The sequence below is a fragment of the Ruegeria sp. genome (assembly GCF_965243365.1).
Taxonomy (GTDB): Bacteria; Pseudomonadota; Alphaproteobacteria; order Rhodobacterales; family Rhodobacteraceae; genus Ruegeria.
In genome coordinates this window covers 350,983-375,566 of record NZ_CBDEUW010000001.1, presented here as the reverse complement: position 1 = coordinate 375,566, position 24,584 = coordinate 350,983, and the positions used below count along the sequence as shown (strand labels likewise).

The following is a 24,584-nucleotide window of genomic DNA, read 5'->3' as shown; positions in this document are numbered from 1 at the left end:
TCAGATCGATCAGGCGCGGACACATCTCACTAAAACTTTGGCCTCCGTTTACGGTACTCGGCTCTCCGGCAAAGCACTGGCAGCGAACACCTGTGGCAAGCCCCACTTGTGTTGTTATCACGAACCTCACCAGCAGCCAGAACTGACAAATCGCGGTTGGACCTGTAGTGTTCAAACATTTGATGCCCCGGTTCAAATTGAGGACCAAAACAATGACTGAAAAGAAAATGCAATCGGGACAATCTACCGAAGGCATGTTGGATTACAACGACAACTCTTCCGCGCAACTGCAGCTGGTGCGACTGTTGTCCCCACTGGTTCGAGACCTGGTGCATTCGATGAGTCCGCCCGACACTGAGTTCAAAATCATGGACTATGGGTGCGGGCCGGGTGTGAACTCCATCGAAATGGTCAAACCGGCAATCGAGGCTTGTCTGGAGAAATTCGCCAAAACCCCCATCGTTGTTTGCCATTCTGATCAGGTTGGCAACGATTGGAACACCTTGTTCCAACTGGCGGCAGGCCCCGAGGGCTATGCGCAAATGTCCAAGAATATCCGCACAGAAGCAGCCGTCGGGTCTTTTTATGATCAGGTCACATCCCCTGCGTCGGCTTCAATCGGCACATGCATATTCGCCAGCCATTGGTTGAGCCAGGGTATTCAACTGACGTCTGCCGGAACCGTCTGGTTCGCCGATCTACAAAGTGATGCCCGCCAGATTGTTGACCGGATTGCGCAAAGGGACTGGACCCAATTCCTGCTTCAGCGCTCCAGGGAAATCAATGCAGGTGGGCATCTGGTTGTCGGGACGCTGGGTTCGGTCCCCGACGCCTCCGAAGTGAATGGGATCGCTGCGTCGGGGCGCGGCATCTACCGCTCTATTCAGGTCGTCGCCAAATCGATGGTGGACGATGCACTCATCAGTCCAAAAAGCCTCGACTCCTTTTTGTTTTCGCTTTGGTTCATGACCGAAGCCGAGGCGCGCAGGCCGTTTGAAGAAAACACCGAATTGAGGGATGCGTTCGAAGTTATCCAAACAACCGTCCAACCTGCTCCGACCAAGGCGGAAGATATTTTCCAGGAGCATATTGATGATCCCCATACCTATGCCCAAAAATATGTTGGATATATCCGGGCCTTTGCAGACTCGACATTGAGAACGCATCTGTTCGGTCCCAATTGCAGAACTGCCGAGTTGCTCGATCAACTCATGGCGGAGTTCTATAATCGTCTCACGCAACTCTACGAGTCGGAGACGAACAAACATGCCTGCGAAGTCTGGCATCTTGTGGTGGTTCTGCGCAGAAAGTAGCGCCTGATTAGTGAGAACGTCCACAAGGGAAACCCGCCTCTTTCATCGCAGGTTCGAGGGTTGCCTTCAGTGCAGAGAGCAACTTTCAAGTTTCTTGAGCAATCTTCTGGAACGATCAGTTTTTTGGTGTCAGCAGCGCGACTTCAACACAGCCACGGCTTCGTCGAAAGTTATGGTATTTTCTTCGGCGCGCGCCGTAAGATGCGCACCCTCCAGCAGCGCAAGGGTGGCCCGTGCTTCAGAAGGAGGGTCGGTCACACCGGAGATTGTGTTGTCTTTTTGGCCCAACTCAAAGACCGCACTGATCCGCTGAACCATCATGGTGCGGAAGGCCTTGATCTTTTCAATAACCTCTTCCGACAAGCTTTCCCGACTGCTGATCAGTGAGACACATAAGCACAGTGTTTTGCCATCATTCAAAGCGTCTCGGTACAGTTGGATCAAAGCCCGCAGTCGCTTGGATCCCGTGTCGTGTGACGCCTCGATCTTCCTACATTCACCTTCAAGTGCAGCGTGGTAGCGATCCATAAGAGCCGCGGATAGATCAGCTTTTGTGGGAAAATGATAGTGGATTGAGGCTTTGCGGATACCCACTGCGTCAGCCAGATCAGCGTAGCTGAACCCGTCAAACCCGCGCGCCCGGGCAGCGTGTTCAGCTACATCCAGCAACGCGGTTTTGGTGTCGCTTGGCATATTCTCAAACCTTTTCTCTCATAATCTGGGCCAATGCGTCTTCCGCAGCTTCGAGTGCACCTTCAATGTACCCTCCGAACTGTGACGCTATTTCGGTGCCGGCAAAGATCAGGCGGTCGTTCCAGATCTGTACCAGAGCCTGCGGTAGCCCGTATCTTGGATGAGCGTATACCGGTTGCTGGTCCTCTTCGGTAGAGGTGAAGCCATCGAGAGCCCAGTCTTTGATAAGGAGTGACCTAGGCTCCGCAGCATCGGTCCCAAAAATTCGAACTAGCTGGTCGCGTATCGCCTTACGCAAACTGCTTTCCTCCCGACGTGCTTGTGGGGGGACTCCAATAAAGCCGAACAAGGCATATGGGCCGTCCTGTGCCGGTGACGCATCGTGGATTTCCACCATGGGGCCACGACGGCTCATTGCATCACCGGATAGCCCAGCGTCGCGCCAGAACGGCCGATCATAGATAGCGACAGCTTTGGCTTGCCCTGCCATCCAGGTCACGACACCGGTCATTGCATTATGGGTCTCTCGCGACAGAGCAGGCGAAAAAGTTATTTGGCTAACGATACGTGGCGGCAAAGCAAGCACAAGCTGTCGCGCGTGGATTTCTTGCCCTAAACGGGTGGTCGCCATGACGCCATCTGAGGTTTTTGTAAGTGTAGAAACTGGCATGGATAACAACAGGCGATCCTTAGGCAATCGGTCTGCCAAGGCATCGGTCACTTCACCAAAACCACCTTTCAGCCGATAAGAACCTTCCGTTGAAGCAAAGCTTGGCCCCCGGTCAACGCGACCGCTTTCGTTTTCGTAACTCAAGGCACCAGCCGAATACTGTTCAAACCATTCCAAACCCAACCGGTCGATAAGGGATGCCACCCGCGGTTGGCCTGGCCAGAACCATGCAGGCCCCAAATCGAAATAGCTGGCCCCATCGCGTTGGGTCAAAATACGTCCACCTGGCCGATCCCTTGCCTCAACCAACAGGAAATCGTGCCCATGCTCTGCCAGTTGCGTTGCAACGGACAGGCCCGAAAGGCCTGCCCCGATGACGAGAGTCTCACACTGCATCGCTCAGAATCCCTCCGAAGCAGGGCGCAGGTCCAGTTCATGGGTCCATGTCGAGCGGGGTTGATGCGCCAATTGCCAGTAGGCTTCTGCAATCTCATCGGGCTTCATCATTTTCGATGCGTCGAGACTATGAAGATCACGCGAACGAGATGTATCGATGATACCGTCCAAAATGACATGAGCTATGTGCACGCCCGCTGGCTGATACTCTCGCGCCAATGATTGCGTCAGCCCGCGTAAGGCGAACTTTGCAGACGCAAAGGCCGAGAAACGTGGCCCTCCTCGCAGCGACGCAGTAGCTCCGGACACGATCAGCGTACCACCGCCGCCGCGTACCATGGGTTGCAAAACGCATTGCCCCAGAACCACAAGCGACTGGACCATTGAAGTCCAGGTCTGCTGATAGTCATTCAAAGTGGTTTCAGAGAAAGGTGCGATCACCAGTTCGGCAGTATTGTGGACTACGATTTTTGGTGGACCATGGGTCGCAATCATATCCGCAATGACTGAGGCAACAGCCTCGGGGTTGGACAGGTCGAGTTCGTGAAAGATGCCAATTGGGTTTTCCGGACGGGTTCGACCGAGGCCAACAGCCGTCATGCCGCCAGCCTGAAAACGGGAAAGGAGGGACTGGCCAAGGCCAGCCCCCGCACCGGCGACAAGCGCTAGGGAATGAACGGTGTTCATACGCTATACCGCCGGTGGTTGGGCAAAGGGCAGGTGCCCGGTTTTCATCCAGACCTTTGCGCCTTCAGGTCCTGCTATGGCTGATAGCCTCTCACCCTCGGGCAGCCGCAACCAGGCGTTTTTCCCAAGAACGTCGCCTCCGGTTGTGATTGAGCCATCAATGACCAGCAACTCGATCCCTCCTGAAGCGCCCGAGGTCAACATCGCTGCCGGATCAAGATGGCTGTATGTCACGACTTCTCGGTCATCTTGGTGCAGAGTCGCGGTTGCGACACCATTCACAGGAGAGGCCAACTCTTCAGCCATGTTTTTGCGGAACTGGGTTCGGTCTTCCATGTCGAACTGCCAGAGTTTGACAAAGATTGTACAGCCAGGCTCTGAGCCAGGCGTATGTTCCGTGGTCGGTGGGTTGCGAACATAAGTGCCCGCAGGAAAATCACCGTGTTCATCCTGAAATACGCCATCCAAAACGATGAATTCCTCTCCGCCCGTATGGGTGTGGGCCGAAAATTTGCTGCCCGGTGCATATCGCACAATGGTGGTGGCGCGGGCGACTTCGCCACCAATCCGGTCCAGCATGCGGCGGTCCACACCCTTCATGGGCGAAGCCTGCCACTCAAGCTGATCAGAGTGAACAACGACACGGGAAGAGAAGTCCGAGTTGAGTTCCATGGGGAGACGTCCTTTCGACTTAAATGGCAGGTTTCGCTTAAGCTGCGATGGACGGACGAGCCGCTATTCTCGCACGCCAAGCCTTAAGGTTGCCCAGGCTTTCGGGGATTTCAACCTTGGCAAAATCGGCAAATGCCAACCCTGCGAAGGCGGTGATATCGGCCATCGAGAAGGTTTCTCCGGCCAGATATTCGTTTTCGGCCAAAACCGAATCCAGATAGGCCATGGTGCTTTCCGCGACCTCTCTCTGCTTGTTGCCCCATTCGGCACACTGATAGGTTTCCAAATCCGGACCCAGACCAGGTGTGGCGTGGTGGAAGTAAGTGCCGACCGCGTTCAGCAAACCGTTTTCTGCGCGCAGGTTCATCATAGAAATATGCGCGCGCTCTTTTGCAGTAACCCCAGTCAATGAGGGGCCGTCAAACGTTGCGTCGATATACTCGGTGATCGCATTGCATTGTGCAATGTGGGATCCATCCTCAAGCTCCAGACAAGGAACTACCGCATCAGGGTTTTTTGCTTTGAACTCCGGCGTACGATGCTCACCACCCATCACATCCACGGGGATGAATTCCACTTTGTCCGATGCGCCTTTTTCGGCCAGCGCAATACGGATACGGGCGGGGTTCGGGAACCCTTCGACATCATAAATCTTCATCTGAATAACTCCGACGGGGGTTGTGGTTCATATAACTACCTATCAGTAGGTAGACAGCATTGCAACTGGTTTTCCGCTCCTTTTTTGTTGTTCGCACAAAGGCAACTAACGCGCAGAACCTGCCCATTTCATCAATTCGCGGAACTAGCTGCTTAAGTTCAATCCGGCCGTTGATCGTTCAAAGCTCGCAACCGAGCACAGATCGGAAGAAGCCCCGGGCCTATGCAGCAAGAGCTACGTCAAAACCGACACGCGGAAAATGGAGGTTCACTTTTCCAACGGATGGATCTTCGTGCCGCAGCACAACACGATTCTCAGCCCAGGCAATCAGGGTACCATACACCGGGTTGCCATAATCGTCTGGCGTTACAGTGACCTTATCACCGCGATGAAGCCCTACATTTTCTGCCTCACGTGACCATTCGACAGGCTCGCTCGGATCACTTTCCCGGGCCGCATCAATGGCCTGATCCGCTGTTAACTCGGTAAAATCACCATGACCAATGGCCGCCACTCTCCCATACCATGCGTCGATCACAGTCGAACGGTTGACGAGTTCGTTCACCTCGTCACCACCATTCTGCCGAACAAACCAAAGAGGGTGATACACGGACAGATCCGCTGCCGAGGGCTCGGCACCGAGTAGGAAATTACGACCGTCAGAAAGCAAATCATCAATCCACTGGAGATGCGCATCGACCCTCTGAAGGTATTTGGCGCGCTCGGGGCGCAGCACCTCTGGATCGATATTTACGCCAAAAAGAGGAAGACGCTCGTCGATAAGCTCCTGGGGCACTCCTTCCATTCCACCCATTGCAACACTTACGGCGTTGAAGAAAGACCCTTTTTCGAACCACCAGCCAATCGCCTTTGCCAGGCTTTCCTGGCCGGGTGGGTATAATCTGCCAGCACCGCCCAACTGTTCGAGAAGTTGAAAAATATGCAGGCTGTCACAATAAAACTCTGCCCCGACCTGGGCAATTGGCGTTCGCCGATAGCCCCCGGTCATCGGTGTGAGCTTGGGACGCGGTGTCCATATCGGGATATCGACCGAGCTCCAGGCCACCTTTTTGAGGCCCATGGCAAGACGGGTTTTCTCTGAATACGGAGAAAGCTGGTAGTGGTGCAGGATCACTTGCGACATCTGTTGTTCTCCCCAAGGATTTTGATCAAACCGCTGGCAAAAACAGCATTGGGTTGGCGGTATCAGCCAGAAGTTGGATATTGAATCTTACAAGATATAATCTTGTAAGATTTCCCTCTTGTCAACACTTCGACAAATGACTCAAAACAACGATCTAGCAGCCAGTTTATTAACGGCCTGGATGGCGCTACCACAAGCTGGTGTCACCAAGTCGAACCCTCAGCACTATGTGAGTATCGCTTGCGCGAAATTATCGCTCTGGTAGTCTTCTAATCAATCGCGATTATATTGATTGACGGGGCATCAACCTCTCCGACGTACGTGAACGACCACTGGAAACCTGTCTATGCCAAGCCAAGCGAAGAATATCCGCAATATGGATCCAGGGTCGATCGATGTGGCAGACTTCGTGACGTTGGACAGCCACCTTTGCTTTGCGCTTTATGCTGCAAGCAACCACATGACACGCATTTTTTCGCCTTTTCTGCGCGATCTGGGTGTAACTTACCCTCAATATCTGGTGTTGATTGTCCTTTGGGAACGTGGCGCTCAGGGCGTGGGTGAGCTTTCCACGCTGCTGAAAATGGAGTTGGGCTCCCTGTCTCCCATGCTCAAGCGACTGGAAAACAAGAAGCTGATTACAAGACGAAGACAGCCCACAGATGAGCGGCGCGTTTTAGTAGAATTAACACCCGAAGGTGAAGCACTGCGGGAGCAGGCCGAAAAGATGTTGGGAGATTTCTTTTGTTATTTGAACATCCCCGCAGAGGAACTCTTTAGCCTACGGGATCGACTTCATGATTTCGTGAGTTCTGCGGGACCGTCAAAACAACGATGATGGGTACCGTCGCCAAGCAGAAATGCCCTAACGGTCGCTGCGAGTGCGATGGGTGAGAGTAAGACCTTGTGGCCGAAATGGGGGTTAATCAAACATTAGATAACCTTAGAAGGGAAGCCCGACAGGACACGCCGAGCGCGGGCTTTGAATTCCCTGAGCATCTTCTGATAATCACTATCCAGTTCATCTTCGAGGTTTTGAAGCTTATCCAGAAGACTGGTTGCCGCCGTATGGTTTTCCAGGCCGGCTTCTGAAATGCAGAGTTTCAAAATGCACCTGGCGTGATCAAAAGCCGCTTCGTCGGACAATGTCCGGCGTTCGATCGACTTTCGGTCTTCAATACACTCAGTGTAAGCGTCGCGCGCATCCTCAAATCTCTCAAGTCCAAACCAAAAGTCTCCACTTGCCTCCAGAAAATCACCGCGTGCTACCAAGCCGGCAACAGAGCTTTTGACGGGTAGAGCGTTTCGAAGAAATTCGATACATCCAGAATACACCGCATCGGAGATATCTATTTCTCCGGCGGCATCTGCCTCGCTGATCAGTTCACGCGCAGCCTCCAGGTAAGCTTTGACTTCTTCTAATGTTCCAGATCTTCGGAACCTCCTGTGAAAACCCCGGATACTTCTCTGCAACGCTTTCGATTTGCCTTGCCTTGCCCTCTGCTCATTCATGGCGTAGTTCAAATACGCCTTTGCGGCGGCGACCTTTCTGGACAAAGCTTCGGTAATTCGGGAACTGTCAGCACTGGCGAGCTTCAGCGTAAACGCAGAAATGATCGCATAGGGCCAGAACGAATGCCTGTATCGATCTGCCTCAATTTGAGAGGGATCATCAAAACTAGGAGATCCATCAACTCCGTTCGTAAATTCCAGATACGCTGCATTGGCATCGCGACTTTTCAGCTTGGCTTCAAAAAGTTGCCGGAATACGAAAGACCTCTCATTTTCAAGACTTTCGATGTTCTCAGCAATAAGCTTCACGTAAGTCTGCAGATATTGCAGTTGATCATAAAGAGGTTGGCAATCTGCACGATTTTCAAAGACGCAGTTCCTGGCATAGGGTGGGAAATATTCCTCGGTGCCTGCTAGGATTTTTCGAACTTCGAAGGCTTGTCTCGGAGCCTGATTGTGAAACTGCACAAGCGCTGCGATGCTTGAGGTCGCTGCGATGCCTTTTAATAGAGATTGTTCAAATGGGTCCCCGTCTGTGGCACTCGCGTTAGCGCGTTCTAAAGCTGCTTTCTGTACATGTTGAACTATCCTTTTTGCAAGATCTGAGTCGGATGCGTCGCCTCCTTTCGATAAATCCATCAAAATATCTTCATTGAGTTGGAGTAATTCAATTTCCTCCTCAAAATCCTGACGTTGCGCGCTCAGGAACACCTTCTGCGCTTCAATTTCATCTTCTATTGCGTTCACGGCGAGAATATTACTCAGAGCCGACTGCCTCAGTTCGGCGACTTTGCGATCCAGGCGATCAGCCTCGAAGAAAAGTATGATGCCTGCCATGCCGAGCGCATAATACGTTATGTCTACGTGTGGTTTTGAAACGGGCAGACCAAAAAATCTTGGAAACACAAACACATTTGCAATGCCCAGCAGAATTCCAAAAACTCCGAGAACCACCCATCCGGCTGCGCCATCTGTCGCTTCGATGAAAATGGTTGCTAAGATTATGCTCGTTGTGACGCTTGCCACCAAAAATACTAAATTGAACATCCTGTTCTGCTTGATACGAAAAAATCACTTCAGCCATAGAGAGAGCGCCCAGAAGCTCTGTCAATCCATAAGTCGGGTAACACCGAGACCAATCTGACACACAAGCAATGCGACGTCAGAAGGTAGTATCGACGATATCACTCACCAACACCTTTTTCTTCCAGAGAGCAGACATTGGGTTAAGTTGTTGAGATTCTGCAGTGTTCGCGGTCCCGACTTTGACAACCTCGTCACCAAGCGCTCACGGCGAATGCCCGGAATGCAGCGGTGCCGAACGTCGGCTTCGGGCCGGAATAGATCGCGGCAAACAGAACAGAAGCCCATGCTGCGTAAGCTAAGATGCCTGCAATGAGCCTATTGTGTCGGATGCTGAATAGCACGCGAACAACATTGAAACGCTTAGTCGGACATCGCTGTCCGTGAAAACGGCCCAAATCGAAAACCGAACGAGTGTGAGCAGGCAGTCAAGGCACAAGAGGTGTGAATCTGCACTTCCAGGTCCTGCGATGGAACAGCGTCCGCACGAAGTATCGTACACCAGCCCAGACTACCCTAGGATTTCCTGATGTCCTCGGCTGCCTTCTCAGCGATCATGATAACCGGAGACGCCGTGTTGCCTGACACGATCCTTGGCATGATTGAGGCATCTATGACACGCAACCCATTCAGCCCCCGCACACGTAGTTGCGGATCCACAACCGCCCCGTCATCTTGCCCCATCTTGCAGGTCCCAACTGGGTGGAAAATCGTGGTCGCGATGTCTCCGACCGCTAGTAAAAGATCAGTTTCGTTCCTTATGGCCGGGCCGGGCAGGATTTCTTCTGGTTCGTATTGGGCCAGGTGTTTGGCGCTCATGATCTGGCGGGCCTGTTGGACCGACCTGACCGCGACGGACTTGTCTCGTGCCGTAGACAGATAATTCAAGCGGATATCTGGCTGCTGATCAATATCTCGGCTCTGGATATGGCTGTTACCAACACTTTCGGGGCGCAGGTTGCAGACCGAGACAGTAATCGCGGGAAAAGGATGAAGCGGATCACCCAACTTGTCCGTCGACAAGGGCTGGATGTGATACTCCAGATCAGGTGTTTCCAGTGCGGGATCGGATTTGGTGAACATACCGAACTGGCTGGGTGCCATCGACATCGGCCCCGACTGAGTCAGACCATATTGCAGTGCGATCCGGACCTTACCCAAAGCGGAATTGGCCAACGTGTTCAGCGTTTTGGCGTTCGTCACTTTGAACACTGTCCGGATTTGCAGGTGGTCCTGCAGGTTCTCTCCGACCCCATTGCTTTCGTGCAGGACGTCGATACCTTGCGCTGTTAATACCTCAGCGCGACCAATCCCTGACAGTTCCAGTATCTTGGGGGAGTTAATCGCACCGGCGGCCAGCAGCACCTCTCGCCTGGCAAACGCATCCAGAACCTGCCCTTTTTGGCGAAAACGGACTCCGCGCACGGTTTTGCCGTCAAGGATCAGGCGGTCCGTGATCGCCTGTGTCAAAACCCGCAGGTTCGGGCGGTTCATGGCCGGGCGCAGAAAGGCCTTGGCGGTGTTCCAACGCACGCCGTTATTCTGGTTGACCTCGAAAAAACCCGACCCTTCGTTGTTACCATCATTGAAATCGTCGCGCGGCTGGATGCCAAATTCCTTTGCACCCTCCTGCACAGCTTTCAGGATATCCCAGCTAAGCCTTTGTTTCTGAACTTTCCACTCTCCGCCAGAGTGGTGCATGTCGGTGCTGCCGCCATGGTGGTCCTCGGACTTTAGGAAATAAGGCAGCACATCATCCCAACCCCAGCCGGTATTCCCCAACTGCCGCCAGTGATCGTAATCTGCCGCCTGTCCGCGCATATAGATCATGCCATTCACCGATGAGCAGCCCCCCAAAACCTTGCCGCGCGGGTAGACCAGCGATCGCCCGTTCAAACCCGGCTCGGGTGCGGTTTTCATCATCCAGTCGGTGCGGGGATTGCCGATGCAATAGAGATAGCCTACCGGGATATGAACCCAGTGGTAGCTGTCGGACTTACCTGCCTCCAACAACAATACGCGCGTGCTGGGGTCTTCGGTCAATCGGTTTGCCAGTACGCAACCGGCGGTTCCGGCTCCAACGATGATGTAGTCGAAATCGCCGTCAAGGCGCGTTGGCTGTGTCATTTTCCGTCTCGTTTGTCTGTCACGACATTGCCAAACATAGCTCCGGTTTCACACCCGGTCACGCTGCGCGTGCAGACGCGACCAGAAGCCCTGCATTGTTTCAGCCAAGTCCAGATAAGTTTCGTAGCGTTCGTCATAGTGAGTGAACATGCCGGGATCGGGTTCAAATACCTGCTTGGCACGCGTCATCCGGGCGATCCCTTCTTCATAGTCCGCAACCTCTCCCGCAGCCTGAGCGGCTCCGATGGCTGCGCCCAAGGCGCCGGTTTCGCGGGCTTCGGCAACGGTGATGGGTACGCCCAGACAATCGGCAAACATCTGCGGCCAGTGAGGGCTGCGCGACCCGCCACCTGAAAGGACCGCGCGATCAAATTGAACACCTGCTTGTTGCAGCACCCCGATATGGCGGCGATGCTCGAACATTATGCCTTCGAAGAGGGCGCGCAGCATATGGCCTTCTTCATGCCAGCCCGCCAACCCGTAGAATCCGGCCCGGAACGCTGCACCCTGACCAGAGCCATACAAAAAGGGGTGAAAAAAGGGATCATCCCCACGTGGCATCACACGCCCGACTTGCGCGTTGCAGTGCCCGAAAGGATCAGCGTGATGCCCGCCCCGCTCGACCAGTTCACGCACGTACCATTCCAGATTGGCAGCAGATGTCGCGCTGGATTCGATATTGACGAAGCGATCTTTGCCAAAGCACGACGCCATAAAAACCGTCGGATCGTTCACCGGTACTGACGAGAAAACCTGATTGATGCTCCAGGTCCCCGCGATAATCGACGCCTCACCCGCGCCCACCACACCCGACCCCATGGCGCTGGAGATCACGTCGAAATATCCGCCGATTACCGGCGTTCCGGGTGTAAGCCCGGTCTGGGCGGCGGCATCAGAGGTCAGGACGCCGGCAATCTCTGCCGGGTCGATCAGGCGTGGCAAGAAGTCCCGCGCATCCGAAAGGCCGTACAGCGCCAATAGCTCATCGTCATAAACGCAATCCGGCATTCGGGTCAGGCCACAGCCTGACATGTCCGACAACTCACTGACCCGCTCACCCGTCAGTTTGAAAGTGATGAAGTCCTTGCACAGCAATACGGTCCGTGTGCCGTCATATACTTCAGGTCGGTGTCGTTTGATCCAGGCCAGCAAGGTCGGTGTCTGCGAGGGCCAAGGCTTTTGCAGGCAAATCTCATGCAACCTATTCCCATTGGACGCTGAAAGCTCGGCGGCCAGATCGGCGGCGCGGGTATCCAGCGACTGAATGCCGATCAGAGGCTCGTTCGCCCGATCCAGCAGGTAAAGCCCGTTGCCGTGGCCCGCACATCCGACGCCCGCAATCTGTGTGGCCTGAATGTCCGCCTTAGCGATACAACCACGGATCGCCTCGCACGCATTGGCCCAGAGATCATTTAGATCACGCTCCACAAAACCCGGCTCGGGGGTCGAGGACTGCCCGTCCAGCGCATGTACCGCCATCTGACGCCCGTCCTGATCGAACAAGACGGCCTTGATCACCGTGTTCCCGGCATCCAACCCAAGAAAATATGTGCCGTTCTCAGCCACAGTTGTAGATATCCCAGGCTTCTTCGCCACTTGCGCCGTTATGGATCATCGCCATCAGGGCCGACACCACGGCTTTTGGGTTGTCATGCTGATAGATATTGCGCCCGTAGACCATGCCCTGCGCGCCTTGCGCCATCAAGGCCGCCGATTTTGTCAGAACCGTCTTCAAATCTTCCTTCCCGCCGCCGCGAACCAGAACTGGAACCCGCGCGGCTTCAATCACCCGATGAAAATCCTCAGGATTCTCGGTTGGGTCGGCCTTTATGATATCTGCCCCCATTTCCGATGCCAGGCGGACAAGCGTCACGATCTTCTCTGCGTTCCCATCCACCTGATAGCCCCCGCGCACATCGTTGGGCAGCATGACCAGCGGCTCGATCATCAGCGGCATCCCATATTTGTGGCACGCGGCGCGGACGCGCGAGATGTTCTCGACGCACTGACGGAACAAATCGGGCTCGTCCGGCAGCATGAAAAGGTTCACGACCACGGCCGCAGCGTCCATTTCCAGGGCACCGATTATAGGCTCATCGGCGTTTTGCAACATCGACCACATCACCCGGTGGCGTTGATCATTGTAGGGATTGCCCATGTCGATCCGCATAACCAATGCCGGTTTTTCCTTTTCCGGGCGGCTCTGCAGCAGATCAGCCTGCCCGTATGCGCATTGGATAGCATCTGGTCCAGCCTCGATCAGCGTATTCATGACGGCGGGCATATCTTCCAGACCGACCATAAAGCTGGGCTCGTTGCAGACCCCGTGATCAATGGCAACGTCCAGACATCCACCATTGGTGAACATTCGGTTCATGCGGGCCTTGCTGCTAATTCGCATTCTTCACTCCGTTTGATGTTTCTGGCGATCAGAGTTTCGGCTGATACACCGTGGTATTCTGTCAATTCATTGATTAGCGCCGCGCGCTGCCTTGCTATGTCTTGTTCGGAAAGGCACCGCTCCTTGGCCAGCAGATCGGCCAGAGCATCAATCACCTGCATCGAAATTCCGCCGGTGATGGCCAGCGCCGTCCGGCGTAACACAATATCCGACAGCGTTTCGGTAAATTCCTCACGCAACAACAGCCGGATCTCCTGCCGGGTGTATGGGCAGCCTTGGGTCAGCGGCTCATCGACCGTCGCCTCGCAAGCGTCTGCCACCCGATCAGCCTGAGTGCCGTAGTGCGCCACCAGATGCGCCGCGCGGGCAGCGCTAAGCCGGTAGCGCCGCTGCAGGCCCTCTTCCAGAACCTCTGATTGCGCAGGGAAACCAACTCCGCCACCGATGGCAGTTTCAAGTGTGGATTGGTGCCGGGTTTTGCCCAACTCGGTCAGCACTTCATTCGCAGTTTGTTCGGCGAAAGCACGAAAGGTGGTCCATTTTCCACCGATCATGCAGAATTGCGGCACATCCCCGTCCAACCGCCTGGTGTAGTGACCGCGGGAAATCCGACCGGTGAAATCATGGTCGCTATGCGGCAATGGGCGGATGCCGCTGTAGCTGAACACGACGTCATCTGATGAAATTTTCAGGCCCGGGAACACAAGGCGCAGCGATTCCAGGATGTAGTCCGCCTCCTCCTCCTCACAACGCACCCGCCTAACCCTGTCGACACGGATATCGGTTGATCCGGCCAGCACCCTTCCCAGGTAAGGAAAGACGATACATACCCGACCATCCATGTTTTCGAAATACACCATATGCCCGCCAAGCGCTCTGAGCAGCTTGGGGTTGTCGAGGATCAGGTGCGACCCCTTGGTGCCGGATACGAACGGCTTGTCCGGCGTGTTGCCCAAGGTGCGGATCGTGTCATCCAACCAAGCACCGGTGGCATTGACGATGACCTTTGGTTGGATCGGGTTTGACTCCCCTGTACGTAAATCAAGCAGATTGTAAGTGCCTCCCCGAACATCCAGTTCAGCATAGTTTAGCGCGATAGAGTTGGGATTAGCCCGCACGGTGTCACGCAGCAATTCGATGCACAGACGTTCCGGATGGCTGATCCAGGCGTCGTGATAAATGGCGGACCGTGTGGCCGCCGGAGTCAGAGCGGGCCAGCCTTGCCGTGTTTGAGTAGCAGACTTGAACTGGTGGCGCGGCAGAATGCGGCGGGACCGGGTCACCCAGTCGTAAAGCGACAACCCCAATTTGATCGGAATCGCACCCCGGTTGGAGGGTTTTCCTGTCCGCCCCAGGAAGCTGGCCGCGGCGTTCAAAAGGCCAGAAAACCGCGAGGTGATCGGGATCATCGTGGGCAAAGGGCGCACCAGATGGGGGGCGTTTTTCAGCAGCGCGTCACGCTCGCGCAGGGATTCGCGCACCAGATCGAATTCACCGTTCTCAAGATAGCGCAACCCGCCATGTATCATACGAGACGGCGCCGCGCTGCAACCTGAACAAAAGTCATTCCGTTCCACCAGCAGAACCCGCAAACCCTGCAGCGATAGATCGCGGTAAACGCCGATTCCGTTCACACCGCCGCCGATAACCACGACATCGAAGGCACCGTCGCTGTATAGTTTGGCCAGGCTCTGTTGCCGTTGAGTAGACATGACTCTCCTGTTCGCTGAAAGGGTGCTTCAGCGGGTTTGATTTTTGGGTTTTGACCTGGGATCAGGCGTCCAGATCGCTCAGGTGTGTTTTTGCTTGCTGGTTGATTGTTTCAATATCTTCCGCGGAGAGGCGCAACTGGCCTGCCCGCGCGTTTTCCGCTGCTTGCGCCGCATCCCTCGCGCCACACAGAGAAAAGGTGATGCCCGGCTGCTGCACCGTCCAAGCGATGACCGTTTGGGCCGGCGTCGCGCCATGCGCCTCGGCAATCGGGGTGATGGTTTCCATCAGCCGGGCCACCTTTCTACGGTTCGCCTGCGAAAAGCGCGGGTTATCCTTACGCTGGTCATCCCCAGCAAAGACCCGGTCTGGACTGATCTTGCCGGTCAACAGGCCGAGGGCCAGCGACGAATAACTCATCACCGAAACCTCATTGTCGCGACAGACGGGCAGCAAACTGTTTTCGATGTCACGTCTGACCATCGAATACTCTTCCTGAATGGCGTCCAACTGACCGGCAGCAACATAGGCCCGGATATCACCGGTTGATGTGTTGCTGGCCCCGATGGACCGGATTTTGCCCTGTTGCTTGAGCTGTTCCAGCGCCTCCATCGTCTCGGCAACCGGTGTGGTCGAATCCTGCCAATGCGTGATGTAGTGGTCTATGTAGTCGGTTCCCAGGCGAGTCAGGCTTTGTTCGACCTCATGAATAACGGCGTCCTTGCCCAGATAGCGATGCACGGGCTTGCCATCATAGTCAAAGAAATGGTTGCCCTTTTGCGTGTGCCAGACCAGCCCGCATTTGGTAGCCAGCACGACCTGATCGCGGCGACCTTTCAACGCCCTGCCGACAATTTCCTCGGCGACGCCCTGCCCATAGGCAGGTGCGGTGTCGATCAGAGTTACGCCCGCATCCACCGAAGCCTGGATCGCCGCGATGGATTTGGCCTCATCCGTACCGCCCCACATCCAGCCACCAATGGCCCATGTGCCCAACCCGATGGCCGAGGCCTCTATCCCGGACCTACCGATTGCACGTGTCAGCATGTCATGCGACATTCTGTGTTCCTTCCATTTCTTCCAGCACCGCCTTGGCAGTCTCTTCATCGACAATCAGTGAATCCAGAAAGCCACCATTCAGTGCCGCGGTGATCGGCTGCACCTTGAGCGGGCCTGCCGTCACTCCGATCACCCGGGCGCACTGGGCCAGATCACCCGGCGGCAACGCCACCAACCGCGAATTCAGTGCGTAGTTCGATACCGCGCCGTTGCTATGGATCAGATGCGCCAGAAACTCGCCGACCACGCCCATCCCAACGAGCATCTTACGATCCGCATCCGGCACCGGGTGCAAGTCGTAGTAACTTGAACATTCAGGTTCGATCGAGCCGATGCCGACCAGAGCCACATTCGCCCGCCGCGCCAGATCGAGTACGTCGCGGATCGAGGCGACCTCCATCAGCATATCCCGCTGCTGCTGGCTTTCGGCAAACAACGGCGCGTGCATCAGCATAGTCTGACCGCCCAGACGATCGGCCATCCGCATCGCCAGATGGTTCACGTCAGTATAGTACTTGCCCTGCACACCACCAGTCAGCGGCACAACGGTCACGTCAAAGGATTGCTCGGGGGTCAGGCTCTCAACCACGGCACTGACTGCCTTGCCGCCGGTAATCGCGATCACGTCGCCGTCACGCAGTGTTTCGACCAGATGATTGGCAGCGGCGCGTCCCACCTGTTGCAATGTCGTGTCGACACTGCCCGATACCGAAGGCGTCACCACCGCGTCGACCAGACTCGTAGCCTGAGCCAGTTCGCGCTCCAGGTCCATAAGCGTCTGGAACGGCGTTTCGATATCGATCTTCACCATGCCCATCCGGCGACCCTGGGTGATCAGCCGGTTGACCTTGGAGGTCGACAGGTTCAGTGCCTTGGCAATGTCCGACTGTTTCTGCCCTTCGATGAAATGCAGGATCAGAACCGTGTGAATCTGGCGGATCAGTTCAAAGTCTTTTTCCTTGTCCGTCATGTCCTAACCCCGCCGTTTGTTGAGGTAATGGTCGATGGTCACCGCGCTCAGCAAAATCGAACCGCGGATGATGTCCTGCCAATAGACCGACACATCCAGCAGAGCGAGCGAACTGGACACCAGCGACAGCAGGATCACACCCAGGATCGCGCCCAGAATTGAACCCGAGCCGCCATTCAGGCTGGCCCCGCCAATCACGGCGGCGGCGATGATCGTCAGCTCCAGCCCCAGTCCAAAAGTAGGCTGGGCCGAGCCGAACCGGGCCATGTAAATGATCCCGGCGATCCCGCAAAGGGTCGAACACAGGGTGGTGGTCAGAAAGATGACCTTCTTGGTGCGAATGCCGGAATAGGCGGCGGCCTTTTCGTTGCTGCCGGTATAGAACACCTTGCGGAACATGGTTGTCCGCCGCAACATGAAATCAAAGGCGATCACAAAGACCAGAAAGATAATGATCACGATCGGAATCGGGCCGATGCTACCCTGACCAATGAACTTGAACTCGGGTGGAAGAGTGTAAAGGCCAAGGGGGCGCCCTCCGGTAAACAACAGACAGGCGCCGCGCGCGATCACCATAATGGCCAGCGACACAATGAAATGATGCAGCCCCACACGGGTCACAAAGAAGCCCATAAAGGCCCCGATCCCCGTGCACAGCGCAATGGACATGGCTGATGCGACCCACGGGTCAATTCCGCTGAGAAACAGCCAGCCCGCATTCACCATCGCAAGCGCCGTGACCGAGCCGACCGACAGGTCGATCCCGCCCGAAATCAGCAGGATGGTCATCCCGATCACCAGAATGCCATCAACCGCAAAGGCCATCGACATGGCCCGCATATTGGCCCACGTCAGAAAATAGGGTGAGGCGAAGGACATGATCAGAAACAGCGCCAAGATGATCACGATCAGCCCGGTCTCACGCATCCGAAACAGCCGTTTCAACAGTGATACACCGTCGCCTGGGCCTGCCTGGGCCATGTTTACCGTATTGTCCATCTTGCTCTCCCCGCTCATGCGACCGTCGCCTGCGCATCCATGACCGAGGCCAGATGCATGATGTTTTCTTCTGTCATATCCACACCTGCGACCTGCCCGCTGACGCTGCCCTCGCGCACCACCAGCACCCTGTCACAAACGCCGATCAGCTCCGGCAGTTCAGAGGAAATCACGACAATCCCCACCCCGCCCCGCGCCAGATCACGCAGAATTCGATGGATTTCCGATTTCGCGCCTACATCGACCCCACGGGTCGGCTCATCCAAGAAGATCAGCCGCGGGTTCACTGATAACATCTTCGCCAGCGCCACTTTCTGCTGATTTCCCCCCGACAGCGATGACACCGGATCGGATAGTGACCCGTATTTCAGGTTCAACTTTCGACCCAGCGCTTCGGCCTGCGCCTCTTCTGTCGCCTGCTGGATCAAACCCAGCCCGTTAGCCACCTGGTCCGGTTTCAGGGCCGAAATATTTGCCGAGATTGACAAGTCCAGAAACACGCCATCGCCTTTGCGATCCTCAGACAGGTAGACCATGCCCTTGGCAATGCTGTCCTGATAGTTGCGCAGGGCCAGCTTTTCACCGTTCAGCCAGACCTCACCGGTCACGTCCCCTTCGAGCCGGCAAATACCCTTAGCAATTTCGCTGCGGCCTGCGCCAATCAGCCCCGCAATGCCCAGAATCTCACCTCTTTCGAGACTGAAAGACACGTCGCGGAACCGCGTTGCCTCGGTCAGGTTGCGCACATCCAGCAGGATGTCGTCCGATTTCTCGTCTTCGGTCTGCTTGTCCGGGTACAAGTTGTCGATAACCCGCCCGACCATGGCGTTGACCACGTCCGAGGGCTGAATATCCGCCACGTTTTGCGTAACGATATGCTGACCATCCCGAAACACGGACACCCGGTCGCAATTGTCAAAAATCTCGACCATGCGATGCGAGATATAGATGATCGAAATCCCCCGATCCGCCAGATCGCGCATGATCCCGAACAGCGTTTGCGCTTCGGCCTCGGTCAGTGCAGCGGTGGGTTCGTCCAGAATGAGAATGCGGCAATCGAGGGTCAGCGCCTTGGCAATCTCGACCAGTTGCTGGTTCGAGATCGACAGGTCCTTGACCAGCACCGCGGGGTCGATATCACTGAGCTGCCGGAACACGTCCGCTGCGTCTCGTTCCAGTTTTTTGTAATTCATCAGCCAGGATTTGCTGACGTTGGTTTTGGCCATAAAGATATTTTCGGCCACCGACACATCCGGGCACAGCGCAATTTCCTGATGAACAAACCCAATACCCAGGCGCTGCGCCATAGTGGGTGAAGAAATTTTGACAGGCTTGCCGTCCAGCATAATTTGCCCGGAATCGGGCTGTAGAATGCCGTCGATCACGTTCATCAGGGTCGATTTTCCGGCCCCGTTTTCACCCGCGATGGCGTGGATTTCTCCTTTGCGCAGCTCGAAATCGACACTGCGCAAAGCCTTGACCGGGCCAAATGACTTGCTGAGGTCCGAGATTTTTAGGATCACATCGTCTTGCATGATACCATCGCGCCAGGTTTCGGTTCAGATCGGACGCTGCCAGCACAATTGCAAGGCAGCGCCCGTGTGTAGCATCAGGCCGGATCGCGGCCTTCCATGTAGACGTTCAGGTCAAAGCTGTCGGCATTTTCCTTGGTGATGACCGCAAAGCCATTGTCCATGAACGGAATCTGAACCGGGTTGAAGCCACTGGTTTGCCAGTCGTTGAACGGATCAAATATGTCCGAGCGATTGGCCAGATGTACAGCCATGAAGCCCATGAACCCTTGCACACCCTGATTAGGATTCAGCGACATGTGAATGTTGCCCGCCTTGATATGTTCCAGCGTTGTGGGCGTCACGTCAGCGTGCATGATCAACAGGTCCGAATTCGCTTCCAGCTTGGCGGCAACCGCGCCTTCAGCCGAACCGGCTTCGGGTATCCAGATTGCGGCAACGTTGGGATTGGCCTGAATAATTGAAGCAGTGGCACGATAGGCGGCGTTACTGTCCTGATTGGTGGCCTGACGGCCGACCAGCTTCATGTTCGGAAAGTTCTCCTCCATATATGCAATCAGAGCCGTCACGCGCAGGTCGTGGTTGGATTGTCCCGGATTTTCCAGCACCGCATATTCCGCGCTTTCGCCCACCTGCTTGACGATTTCTTCAGCAGCGAACTTCGCCTCGGCCAGGTTGTCGGAAGTAATGTATGCGGTTCGATCCGAGTTCGGGCTGTCCGCGGCAAAGGTCACGATTTCAGTGCCGCTGCCAATTGCGCGGTTGATTGGCTCGATAAACGGGTCCGATTGCATTGGATGCAGCAGAATACCGGCGGGGGTCTTAACCAGATCCTGCTCGAATGAGGCAATTTGTTTTGTGATGTCGTAGTCCGGCGTGCCGGAGAACACGGTGTCGCAGCCGAATGCCTCGGCCGCCTGTTTGAAACCTTGATAGACCGGCACCCAGTAAGGATGACCCGAAACCATAACGTTCATGATATAAGTCTCGCCCGGTTCGCACATGATGCCTTCGGCGACAACCGGGGCCGCTGTAGTGACGCTGCCGACGAGTGCAGCAGACGCAAGAACTGTCTTCAGTTTCTTGTACTTCATTGTAATCCTCCCTTTATCTTTTGCTCGTCGTTCCTGAAAACACTTCCTCCAAGTTTTCAGGGACGCAAGAAATTTCATTGAGCGCACTTTTTTGCACGCCCTATTTCTTAGACAGAGAATGCACTCGGTCAACCAATCCCAGGATAATTATCAAAAGATGAAAAAAATTTCACAACCAGCCAGTGCGGAGCGACCGTTCATTGATACCAAATTGGGCGCGTCGTCTCTTGGTTTGGCAGCGCGAACCCTGTTTTGCAACGCAGCGAATGGCAGATTCAACGAGCCGCTGCGCGGCATAGCCGTGTCCAGGTCAACGGCGGCTTTGGGCTTGCGGCACCCGCTGGATGCACATGAAAGTTCTGAAAGTCTTCACAGTGAAAGTGCTAATTATGGAACACTCCGGCTCCATGGCTTCGGCATCTCACGCGCGATGACATCGACCGCGCGGTCGACGAACTCGCGTACCTTTGGATCGGTATATTCACGATCTACATAAACCAAAGAGATTGGAAGCTCAGTGCCGATTTCATCCAAGAGGATCGGAACAAGGCGTCCGGCTTCGATATCTTTGGCAACGACTGCAGAAGCAATGAGTGCACACCCAAGGCCATCAAGGCAGGCTTGCCGGAGGAGACTGACATCGTTGGAAGCCATGCGCCCGTCGACTGCAATCGCACCGCGCGATTGAAGCGGCCATTTCCTATTTGCCGCCCATTCGCCAGCAAATCCGAGAAGGCAATCGTGGCTGCGAAGTTCCGAGGCCATGGATGGTGTGCCCGCGCGGGCGAGGTAGTCGGGGGACGCCACCACAACCAGCCTGTCCGTGTGGATCAGGCGCGCGATCAGATCCTGATCCTTCACCGGTCCAATCCGCATGGCGACATCAACACCATCTGCAAGCAGATCGACCTGGCGAGTGGTCGACTGCACCTCAAGCTTTACTTCTGGGAACTCGCGCAGAAAGGCCGAGAACAGTTTTGGGAAATGCGCGCCCGCGACCGAAACGCGCAAAAGTCCGCGCGGCGTGTCGTCCAGACGCCGGACGGAAGCCCAAGCGGCATCGGCATCTGCGATGATCCGTTCCGCTCGTCTTAGTAACTCATCTCCAGCGTGGGTCAGCGCAAGCCGGGTTGTTCGTCGCACGATCAGACGGACGCCAAGATCAGCTTCCAGAGCCGCAATACGACGGCTGAGTGTTGCCCGTGGAATACCCGAATCTCGCGCTGCTTCCGAGATGCTGCCCGCCTGGATGACAGCCAAAAACTCCCGCATGCGATCGAGACTTGGACTGTGTTTGAATTGAGCAGGTGCTGTAATTTTTGCCATTCTAGCTCCATGGATGCTGCAAGCCTATCCTTTTGCCAAACAGAAGGGAAAGTAAAATGCTTGATATCGCAAACTTCGACCACATCGGGATCCGCATTAGTAACCGAACGGCTTCTGTGGCTTTCTACGAGCGACTTGGCTTTGAGTTGATCGCAGATGGCGGCTATGACAAAGGCCATCCGCTGGTCATGCTTCACCCCTCAGGCATCAACATCAATCTTCTCGGGCCCGCAGATGCCAAGGCTGGCAAAAACGTCTTGATGGATGAAGCCATGAAGTATCCGGGCATCACGCACCTGGCCTTGAAGGTCGGCGATGCAGAGGCCACCGAAGCCTTTGTGAAGGAACAGGGTATCGCGATCACCGGACGGCGCGAATTCCGTGGTACAAAGACGATCTTCATCCGCGACCCGGACCGCAACGTTTTGGAACTGGTTGGGCCCGGCCCGTCAGTAGCCGAGCTGATTGCAGACGCTGTTCACGCGAGTTAAGCAGAGGCTGCTAAAGCCCCGATCGACCAGCCAAGAGCGGCGCGCCTGGGTTTCAAGGTACACCGGATGAAGGGGCAAGTCAGGGGCGGATGGGGCCCATCGGGTTTGCAACGGGCTTTGTCACAATTTGCTTTTTCTGATTCATGGTAAAAAGCCTGGCATCAAAGATGCACCTCAATCCGAGCCTAGCCCTTGTCCAGCCCGGAAACGTGCTGCTAGTCTTCTCACATCGGTTAGGAGGTGATCATGTCACGTTGGGAAGAACGCTCTATCAAGAACGATTTCAACAAGGCAGCAGCAGGTCAAGCTGAGAAATCGCATTCTCAGCCAAAACCCAAACTGAAACCCAAACCGCCAAAGTACGCGGCCCCGGGTCTGGGGGGATCGGGTCACACCGCATGGGATCAGCACACACAGCGGAAAGGTGGCGCTGGTGCTCAGAAAGATGTGCGCGCAAAAGACAGCCGGGCTCTAAAGGATAAGTTCAACGGCGAAGCCAAGAAGAAATGATATTTTTGCGCCTGTTTCTATTAGGCGCTTCAATCGCAGTCATCATTTCAGCCGCATCTGCCTTTTCGTACTTTCTGCCATGCCCCTCTACCCAGCCTCCGCCGGGGTTGAGGGCTGATTTCTTTGCGACATGGTCAGCAGTGATTTTCTTTGCCTGTCTGGTTTATGTCATGATCCCCGTTCTGAGTTTTCAGGTCTGGGCCGCCTTGCTGGGTCCGACGCTGGCGCTTGGTTTTGCTATTGCCTTCGCGCAATCCGGCGCATGGAATTTTGCTTTGTTTCTGGTGATTCAATGCGTAATTACCATCGCGCTTGCGCTGGTGTTCAATGCAATCGCAACCGCATCTGCCGAGGTGCTGGAGTGGCCCTCATGGGCGTTCAAAGTTCTGGCGGTGCCTGCTGCTTATGTGGCCGCAAATGGATGGGGCTATGTTCAAGCGATCGGCTTCGCGCAAAGCATGTGTTAGCCTAGCAAGTCATCGCATTAGTCAGGAAGGCAGGTGTGTAAACGAGCAATATCGACAATATCAAAGAGATGCTCGGGCAAGCCTATATTATTTACTTTTTTGCGCTGCGTATCCAGGCGATTTTTTTTGAAATCTTGCGTCTGTCCCAAGGTCCAGACAAGCGTTGTCATTGTTCGACGGATCCAGCGGAACGATTTGCTGAGGCCGGAACGCAGGCCAGCAATATATACCGTCCAAAATTGACAATCTTACTTCCAGCGCAATCGGCATCTTGCCCAACGGCGAAATCACCGCTCTTGGTCAGAACACGCCCACACGGTATCGCTCACCTGACCTCCCGAGCTTTCACTTTGACTTATTTTTCCGAAGTGAAGGCGTCGTCGGCTGTTTGGATTTTACTTGACTGTCATATCTGTTTTTCACTGGTTCGAGTTGCTCGTTCTTTTGACGATCAGAATTATGCACACCTTTGGCTGGCATTGGTGCGTTGGATTCGATCATTGCATTCAACTCGCGCCGTCTCTCTGCTTTTTCAAGGTTTCGGGCATTTTCGACCTGATTGAGCTTGGCAAGCAGTTCCTTTCGGTCGACGCCATTAATATGCGTGACTTCTTCGTTTCTTATCAACGTATTCCGCTCTTGCCGCGCGAAAGCAGAGGTTTCTTTAATCTCTTCACTATTCGTAATTACAGTGACACGGCCCGAGGCCTGCTTGGCATATGTATTGCTGGCGTGGTCCCACACCCGGTCAGCGCCACGTCGGCCATAGGGGCTTATGGGACGACCTAGTTCCTTGGAAAGACGTTCAGCCTGTTTGCGCTCAAGCTTGGCGTAGTTGTCGTCGGTTGCTTCATACAGTTTGTCTTCATCCAACCGCTTTCCATGTTTGGTTTCTTCCAAAATTGTCATGTTTTGCTGGTTTTCGTTTTGCTCAATCATGTAAGCACGGGCAGTTTCCTGACCGCCATTGGTATAAAAAATAGCACCGTCACGCGGCGCCTTTAGCTCGCCACGTTTCCAATTGGTTTCCTGAATATAGGCTTCGGCAGAGTCGTGGCGGCAGGGCATTG

Annotated in this window: 24 protein-coding genes; 5 read left to right on the top strand and 19 right to left on the bottom strand. The window is 55.0% G+C overall.

The genetic code is table 11. The features are described 5' to 3' along the window. Positions 1–212 precede the first annotated feature (212 nt). Complete coding sequence (locus ACP0GE_RS01740) at positions 213–1,313, top strand: hypothetical protein (protein ID WP_424830278.1); 1,101 nt, start codon at positions 213–215, stop codon at positions 1,311–1,313. Positions 1,314–1,442: 129 nt separating this feature from the next. Here ACP0GE_RS01740 and ACP0GE_RS01735 read toward each other — a convergent pair whose 3' ends face one another. From ACP0GE_RS01735 to ACP0GE_RS01710, 6 genes are all read right to left on the bottom strand, one after another. Further along, a complete protein-coding gene (locus tag ACP0GE_RS01735; RefSeq protein ID WP_424830277.1) occupies positions 1,443–2,006 on the bottom strand; it encodes a TetR/AcrR family transcriptional regulator in 564 nt (187 codons plus the stop codon). 4 nt (positions 2,007–2,010) lie between these two features. Beyond that, positions 2,011–3,072 carry a flavin monoamine oxidase family protein gene (locus ACP0GE_RS01730; protein WP_424830276.1) on the bottom strand — a complete coding sequence of 354 codons (1,062 nt, stop codon included), beginning with the start codon at positions 3,070–3,072 and terminating at the stop codon, positions 2,011–2,013. Between the two features lie 3 nt (positions 3,073–3,075). Continuing rightward, positions 3,076–3,759 (bottom strand): SDR family NAD(P)-dependent oxidoreductase, encoded by a 684-nt coding sequence (locus tag ACP0GE_RS01725; RefSeq protein ID WP_424830275.1) that lies wholly within the window; start codon positions 3,757–3,759, stop codon positions 3,076–3,078. A gap of 3 nt (positions 3,760–3,762) precedes the next feature. Continuing rightward, the gene (locus ACP0GE_RS01720) at positions 3,763–4,431 is read right to left on the bottom strand and encodes a cupin domain-containing protein (protein WP_424830274.1); all 669 of its coding nucleotides are present in this window, start codon (positions 4,429–4,431) and stop codon (positions 3,763–3,765) included. Positions 4,432–4,468: 37 nt separating this feature from the next. Then, positions 4,469–5,089, bottom strand: a complete 621-nt coding sequence (locus ACP0GE_RS01715) for a glutathione S-transferase family protein (RefSeq protein ID WP_424830273.1) — start codon at positions 5,087–5,089, stop codon at positions 4,469–4,471. A 220-nt stretch (positions 5,090–5,309) separates the two neighbouring features. After that, positions 5,310–6,233, bottom strand: a complete 924-nt coding sequence (locus ACP0GE_RS01710) for a glutathione S-transferase family protein (RefSeq protein WP_424830272.1) — start codon at positions 6,231–6,233, stop codon at positions 5,310–5,312. A 346-nt stretch (positions 6,234–6,579) separates the two neighbouring features. Here ACP0GE_RS01710 and ACP0GE_RS01705 point away from each other — a divergent pair, with 346 nt between their 5' ends. After that, positions 6,580–7,071, top strand: coding sequence for a MarR family winged helix-turn-helix transcriptional regulator (locus ACP0GE_RS01705; RefSeq protein WP_424830271.1), 492 nt, complete (start codon positions 6,580–6,582; stop codon positions 7,069–7,071). A gap of 95 nt (positions 7,072–7,166) precedes the next feature. Here the strand turns inward: ACP0GE_RS01705 and ACP0GE_RS01700 are convergent, their stop codons facing one another. The 11 genes from ACP0GE_RS01700 to ACP0GE_RS01650 all read right to left on the bottom strand — a co-directional run bounded on the left by ACP0GE_RS01700 (position 7,167) and on the right by ACP0GE_RS01650 (position 21,992). Next, a complete protein-coding gene (locus tag ACP0GE_RS01700) occupies positions 7,167–8,792 on the bottom strand; it encodes a hypothetical protein (RefSeq protein WP_424830270.1) in 1,626 nt (541 codons plus the stop codon). A gap of 552 nt (positions 8,793–9,344) precedes the next feature. Further along, complete coding sequence (locus ACP0GE_RS01695) at positions 9,345–10,955, bottom strand: GMC family oxidoreductase (protein WP_424830269.1); 1,611 nt, start codon at positions 10,953–10,955, stop codon at positions 9,345–9,347. A gap of 48 nt (positions 10,956–11,003) precedes the next feature. Continuing rightward, on the bottom strand, positions 11,004–12,521 hold the full coding sequence (locus tag ACP0GE_RS01690) for an FGGY-family carbohydrate kinase (protein WP_424830268.1): 1,518 nt from the start codon (positions 12,519–12,521) through the stop codon (positions 11,004–11,006). Further along, a complete protein-coding gene (locus tag ACP0GE_RS01685; RefSeq protein WP_424830267.1) occupies positions 12,514–13,356 on the bottom strand; it encodes a class I fructose-bisphosphate aldolase in 843 nt (280 codons plus the stop codon). Before ACP0GE_RS01685 ends, ACP0GE_RS01690 begins: the two co-directional genes overlap by 8 nt. Next, positions 13,329–15,068 (bottom strand): glycerol-3-phosphate dehydrogenase/oxidase, encoded by a 1,740-nt coding sequence (locus ACP0GE_RS01680; RefSeq protein ID WP_424830266.1) that lies wholly within the window; start codon positions 15,066–15,068, stop codon positions 13,329–13,331. Before ACP0GE_RS01680 ends, ACP0GE_RS01685 begins: the two co-directional genes overlap by 28 nt. Positions 15,069–15,129: 61 nt before the next feature. Continuing rightward, complete coding sequence (locus ACP0GE_RS01675; RefSeq protein WP_424830265.1) at positions 15,130–16,125, bottom strand: aldo/keto reductase; 996 nt, start codon at positions 16,123–16,125, stop codon at positions 15,130–15,132. Next, entirely contained in the window at positions 16,115–17,095 is a 981-nt protein-coding gene (locus ACP0GE_RS01670) for a sugar-binding transcriptional regulator (RefSeq protein ID WP_424830264.1), read from the bottom strand. The genes ACP0GE_RS01675 and ACP0GE_RS01670 overlap by 11 nt, the downstream gene beginning before the upstream one ends. A gap of 3 nt (positions 17,096–17,098) precedes the next feature. Further along, positions 17,099–18,094 (bottom strand): ABC transporter permease, encoded by a 996-nt coding sequence (locus ACP0GE_RS01665; protein ID WP_424830263.1) that lies wholly within the window; start codon positions 18,092–18,094, stop codon positions 17,099–17,101. A 14-nt stretch (positions 18,095–18,108) separates the two neighbouring features. Continuing rightward, complete coding sequence (locus ACP0GE_RS01660) at positions 18,109–19,629, bottom strand: sugar ABC transporter ATP-binding protein (protein ID WP_424830262.1); 1,521 nt, start codon at positions 19,627–19,629, stop codon at positions 18,109–18,111. Between the two features lie 74 nt (positions 19,630–19,703). Continuing rightward, the gene (locus tag ACP0GE_RS01655) at positions 19,704–20,720 is read right to left on the bottom strand and encodes a substrate-binding domain-containing protein (RefSeq protein ID WP_424830261.1); all 1,017 of its coding nucleotides are present in this window, start codon (positions 20,718–20,720) and stop codon (positions 19,704–19,706) included. 387 nt (positions 20,721–21,107) lie between these two features. Beyond that, positions 21,108–21,992, bottom strand: coding sequence for a LysR family transcriptional regulator (locus ACP0GE_RS01650; RefSeq protein ID WP_424830260.1), 885 nt, complete (start codon positions 21,990–21,992; stop codon positions 21,108–21,110). 110 nt (positions 21,993–22,102) lie between these two features. Between ACP0GE_RS01650 and ACP0GE_RS01645 the strand changes: the two genes are divergently transcribed. From ACP0GE_RS01645 to ACP0GE_RS01635, 3 genes are all read left to right on the top strand, one after another. Then, a complete protein-coding gene (locus ACP0GE_RS01645; RefSeq protein WP_424830259.1) occupies positions 22,103–22,537 on the top strand; it encodes a VOC family protein in 435 nt (144 codons plus the stop codon). Between the two features lie 246 nt (positions 22,538–22,783). Next, positions 22,784–23,047 carry a hypothetical protein gene (locus ACP0GE_RS01640; protein ID WP_424830258.1) on the top strand — a complete coding sequence of 88 codons (264 nt, stop codon included), beginning with the start codon at positions 22,784–22,786 and terminating at the stop codon, positions 23,045–23,047. Beyond that, entirely contained in the window at positions 23,044–23,514 is a 471-nt protein-coding gene (locus ACP0GE_RS01635) for a hypothetical protein (protein WP_424830257.1), read from the top strand. The genes ACP0GE_RS01640 and ACP0GE_RS01635 overlap by 4 nt, the downstream gene beginning before the upstream one ends. Before the next feature lie 17 nt (positions 23,515–23,531). Here ACP0GE_RS01635 and ACP0GE_RS01630 read toward each other — a convergent pair whose 3' ends face one another. Both ACP0GE_RS01630 and ACP0GE_RS01625 read right to left on the bottom strand, forming a co-directional pair. Beyond that, positions 23,532–23,684: a hypothetical protein gene (locus ACP0GE_RS01630; RefSeq protein ID WP_424830256.1), complete on the bottom strand. Its 153-nt coding sequence runs from the start codon at positions 23,682–23,684 to the stop codon at positions 23,532–23,534. 175 nt (positions 23,685–23,859) lie between these two features. After that, positions 23,860–24,582, bottom strand: a complete 723-nt coding sequence (locus ACP0GE_RS01625) for a hypothetical protein (protein WP_424830255.1) — start codon at positions 24,580–24,582, stop codon at positions 23,860–23,862. Between the last annotated feature and the right edge of the window lie 2 nt (positions 24,583–24,584).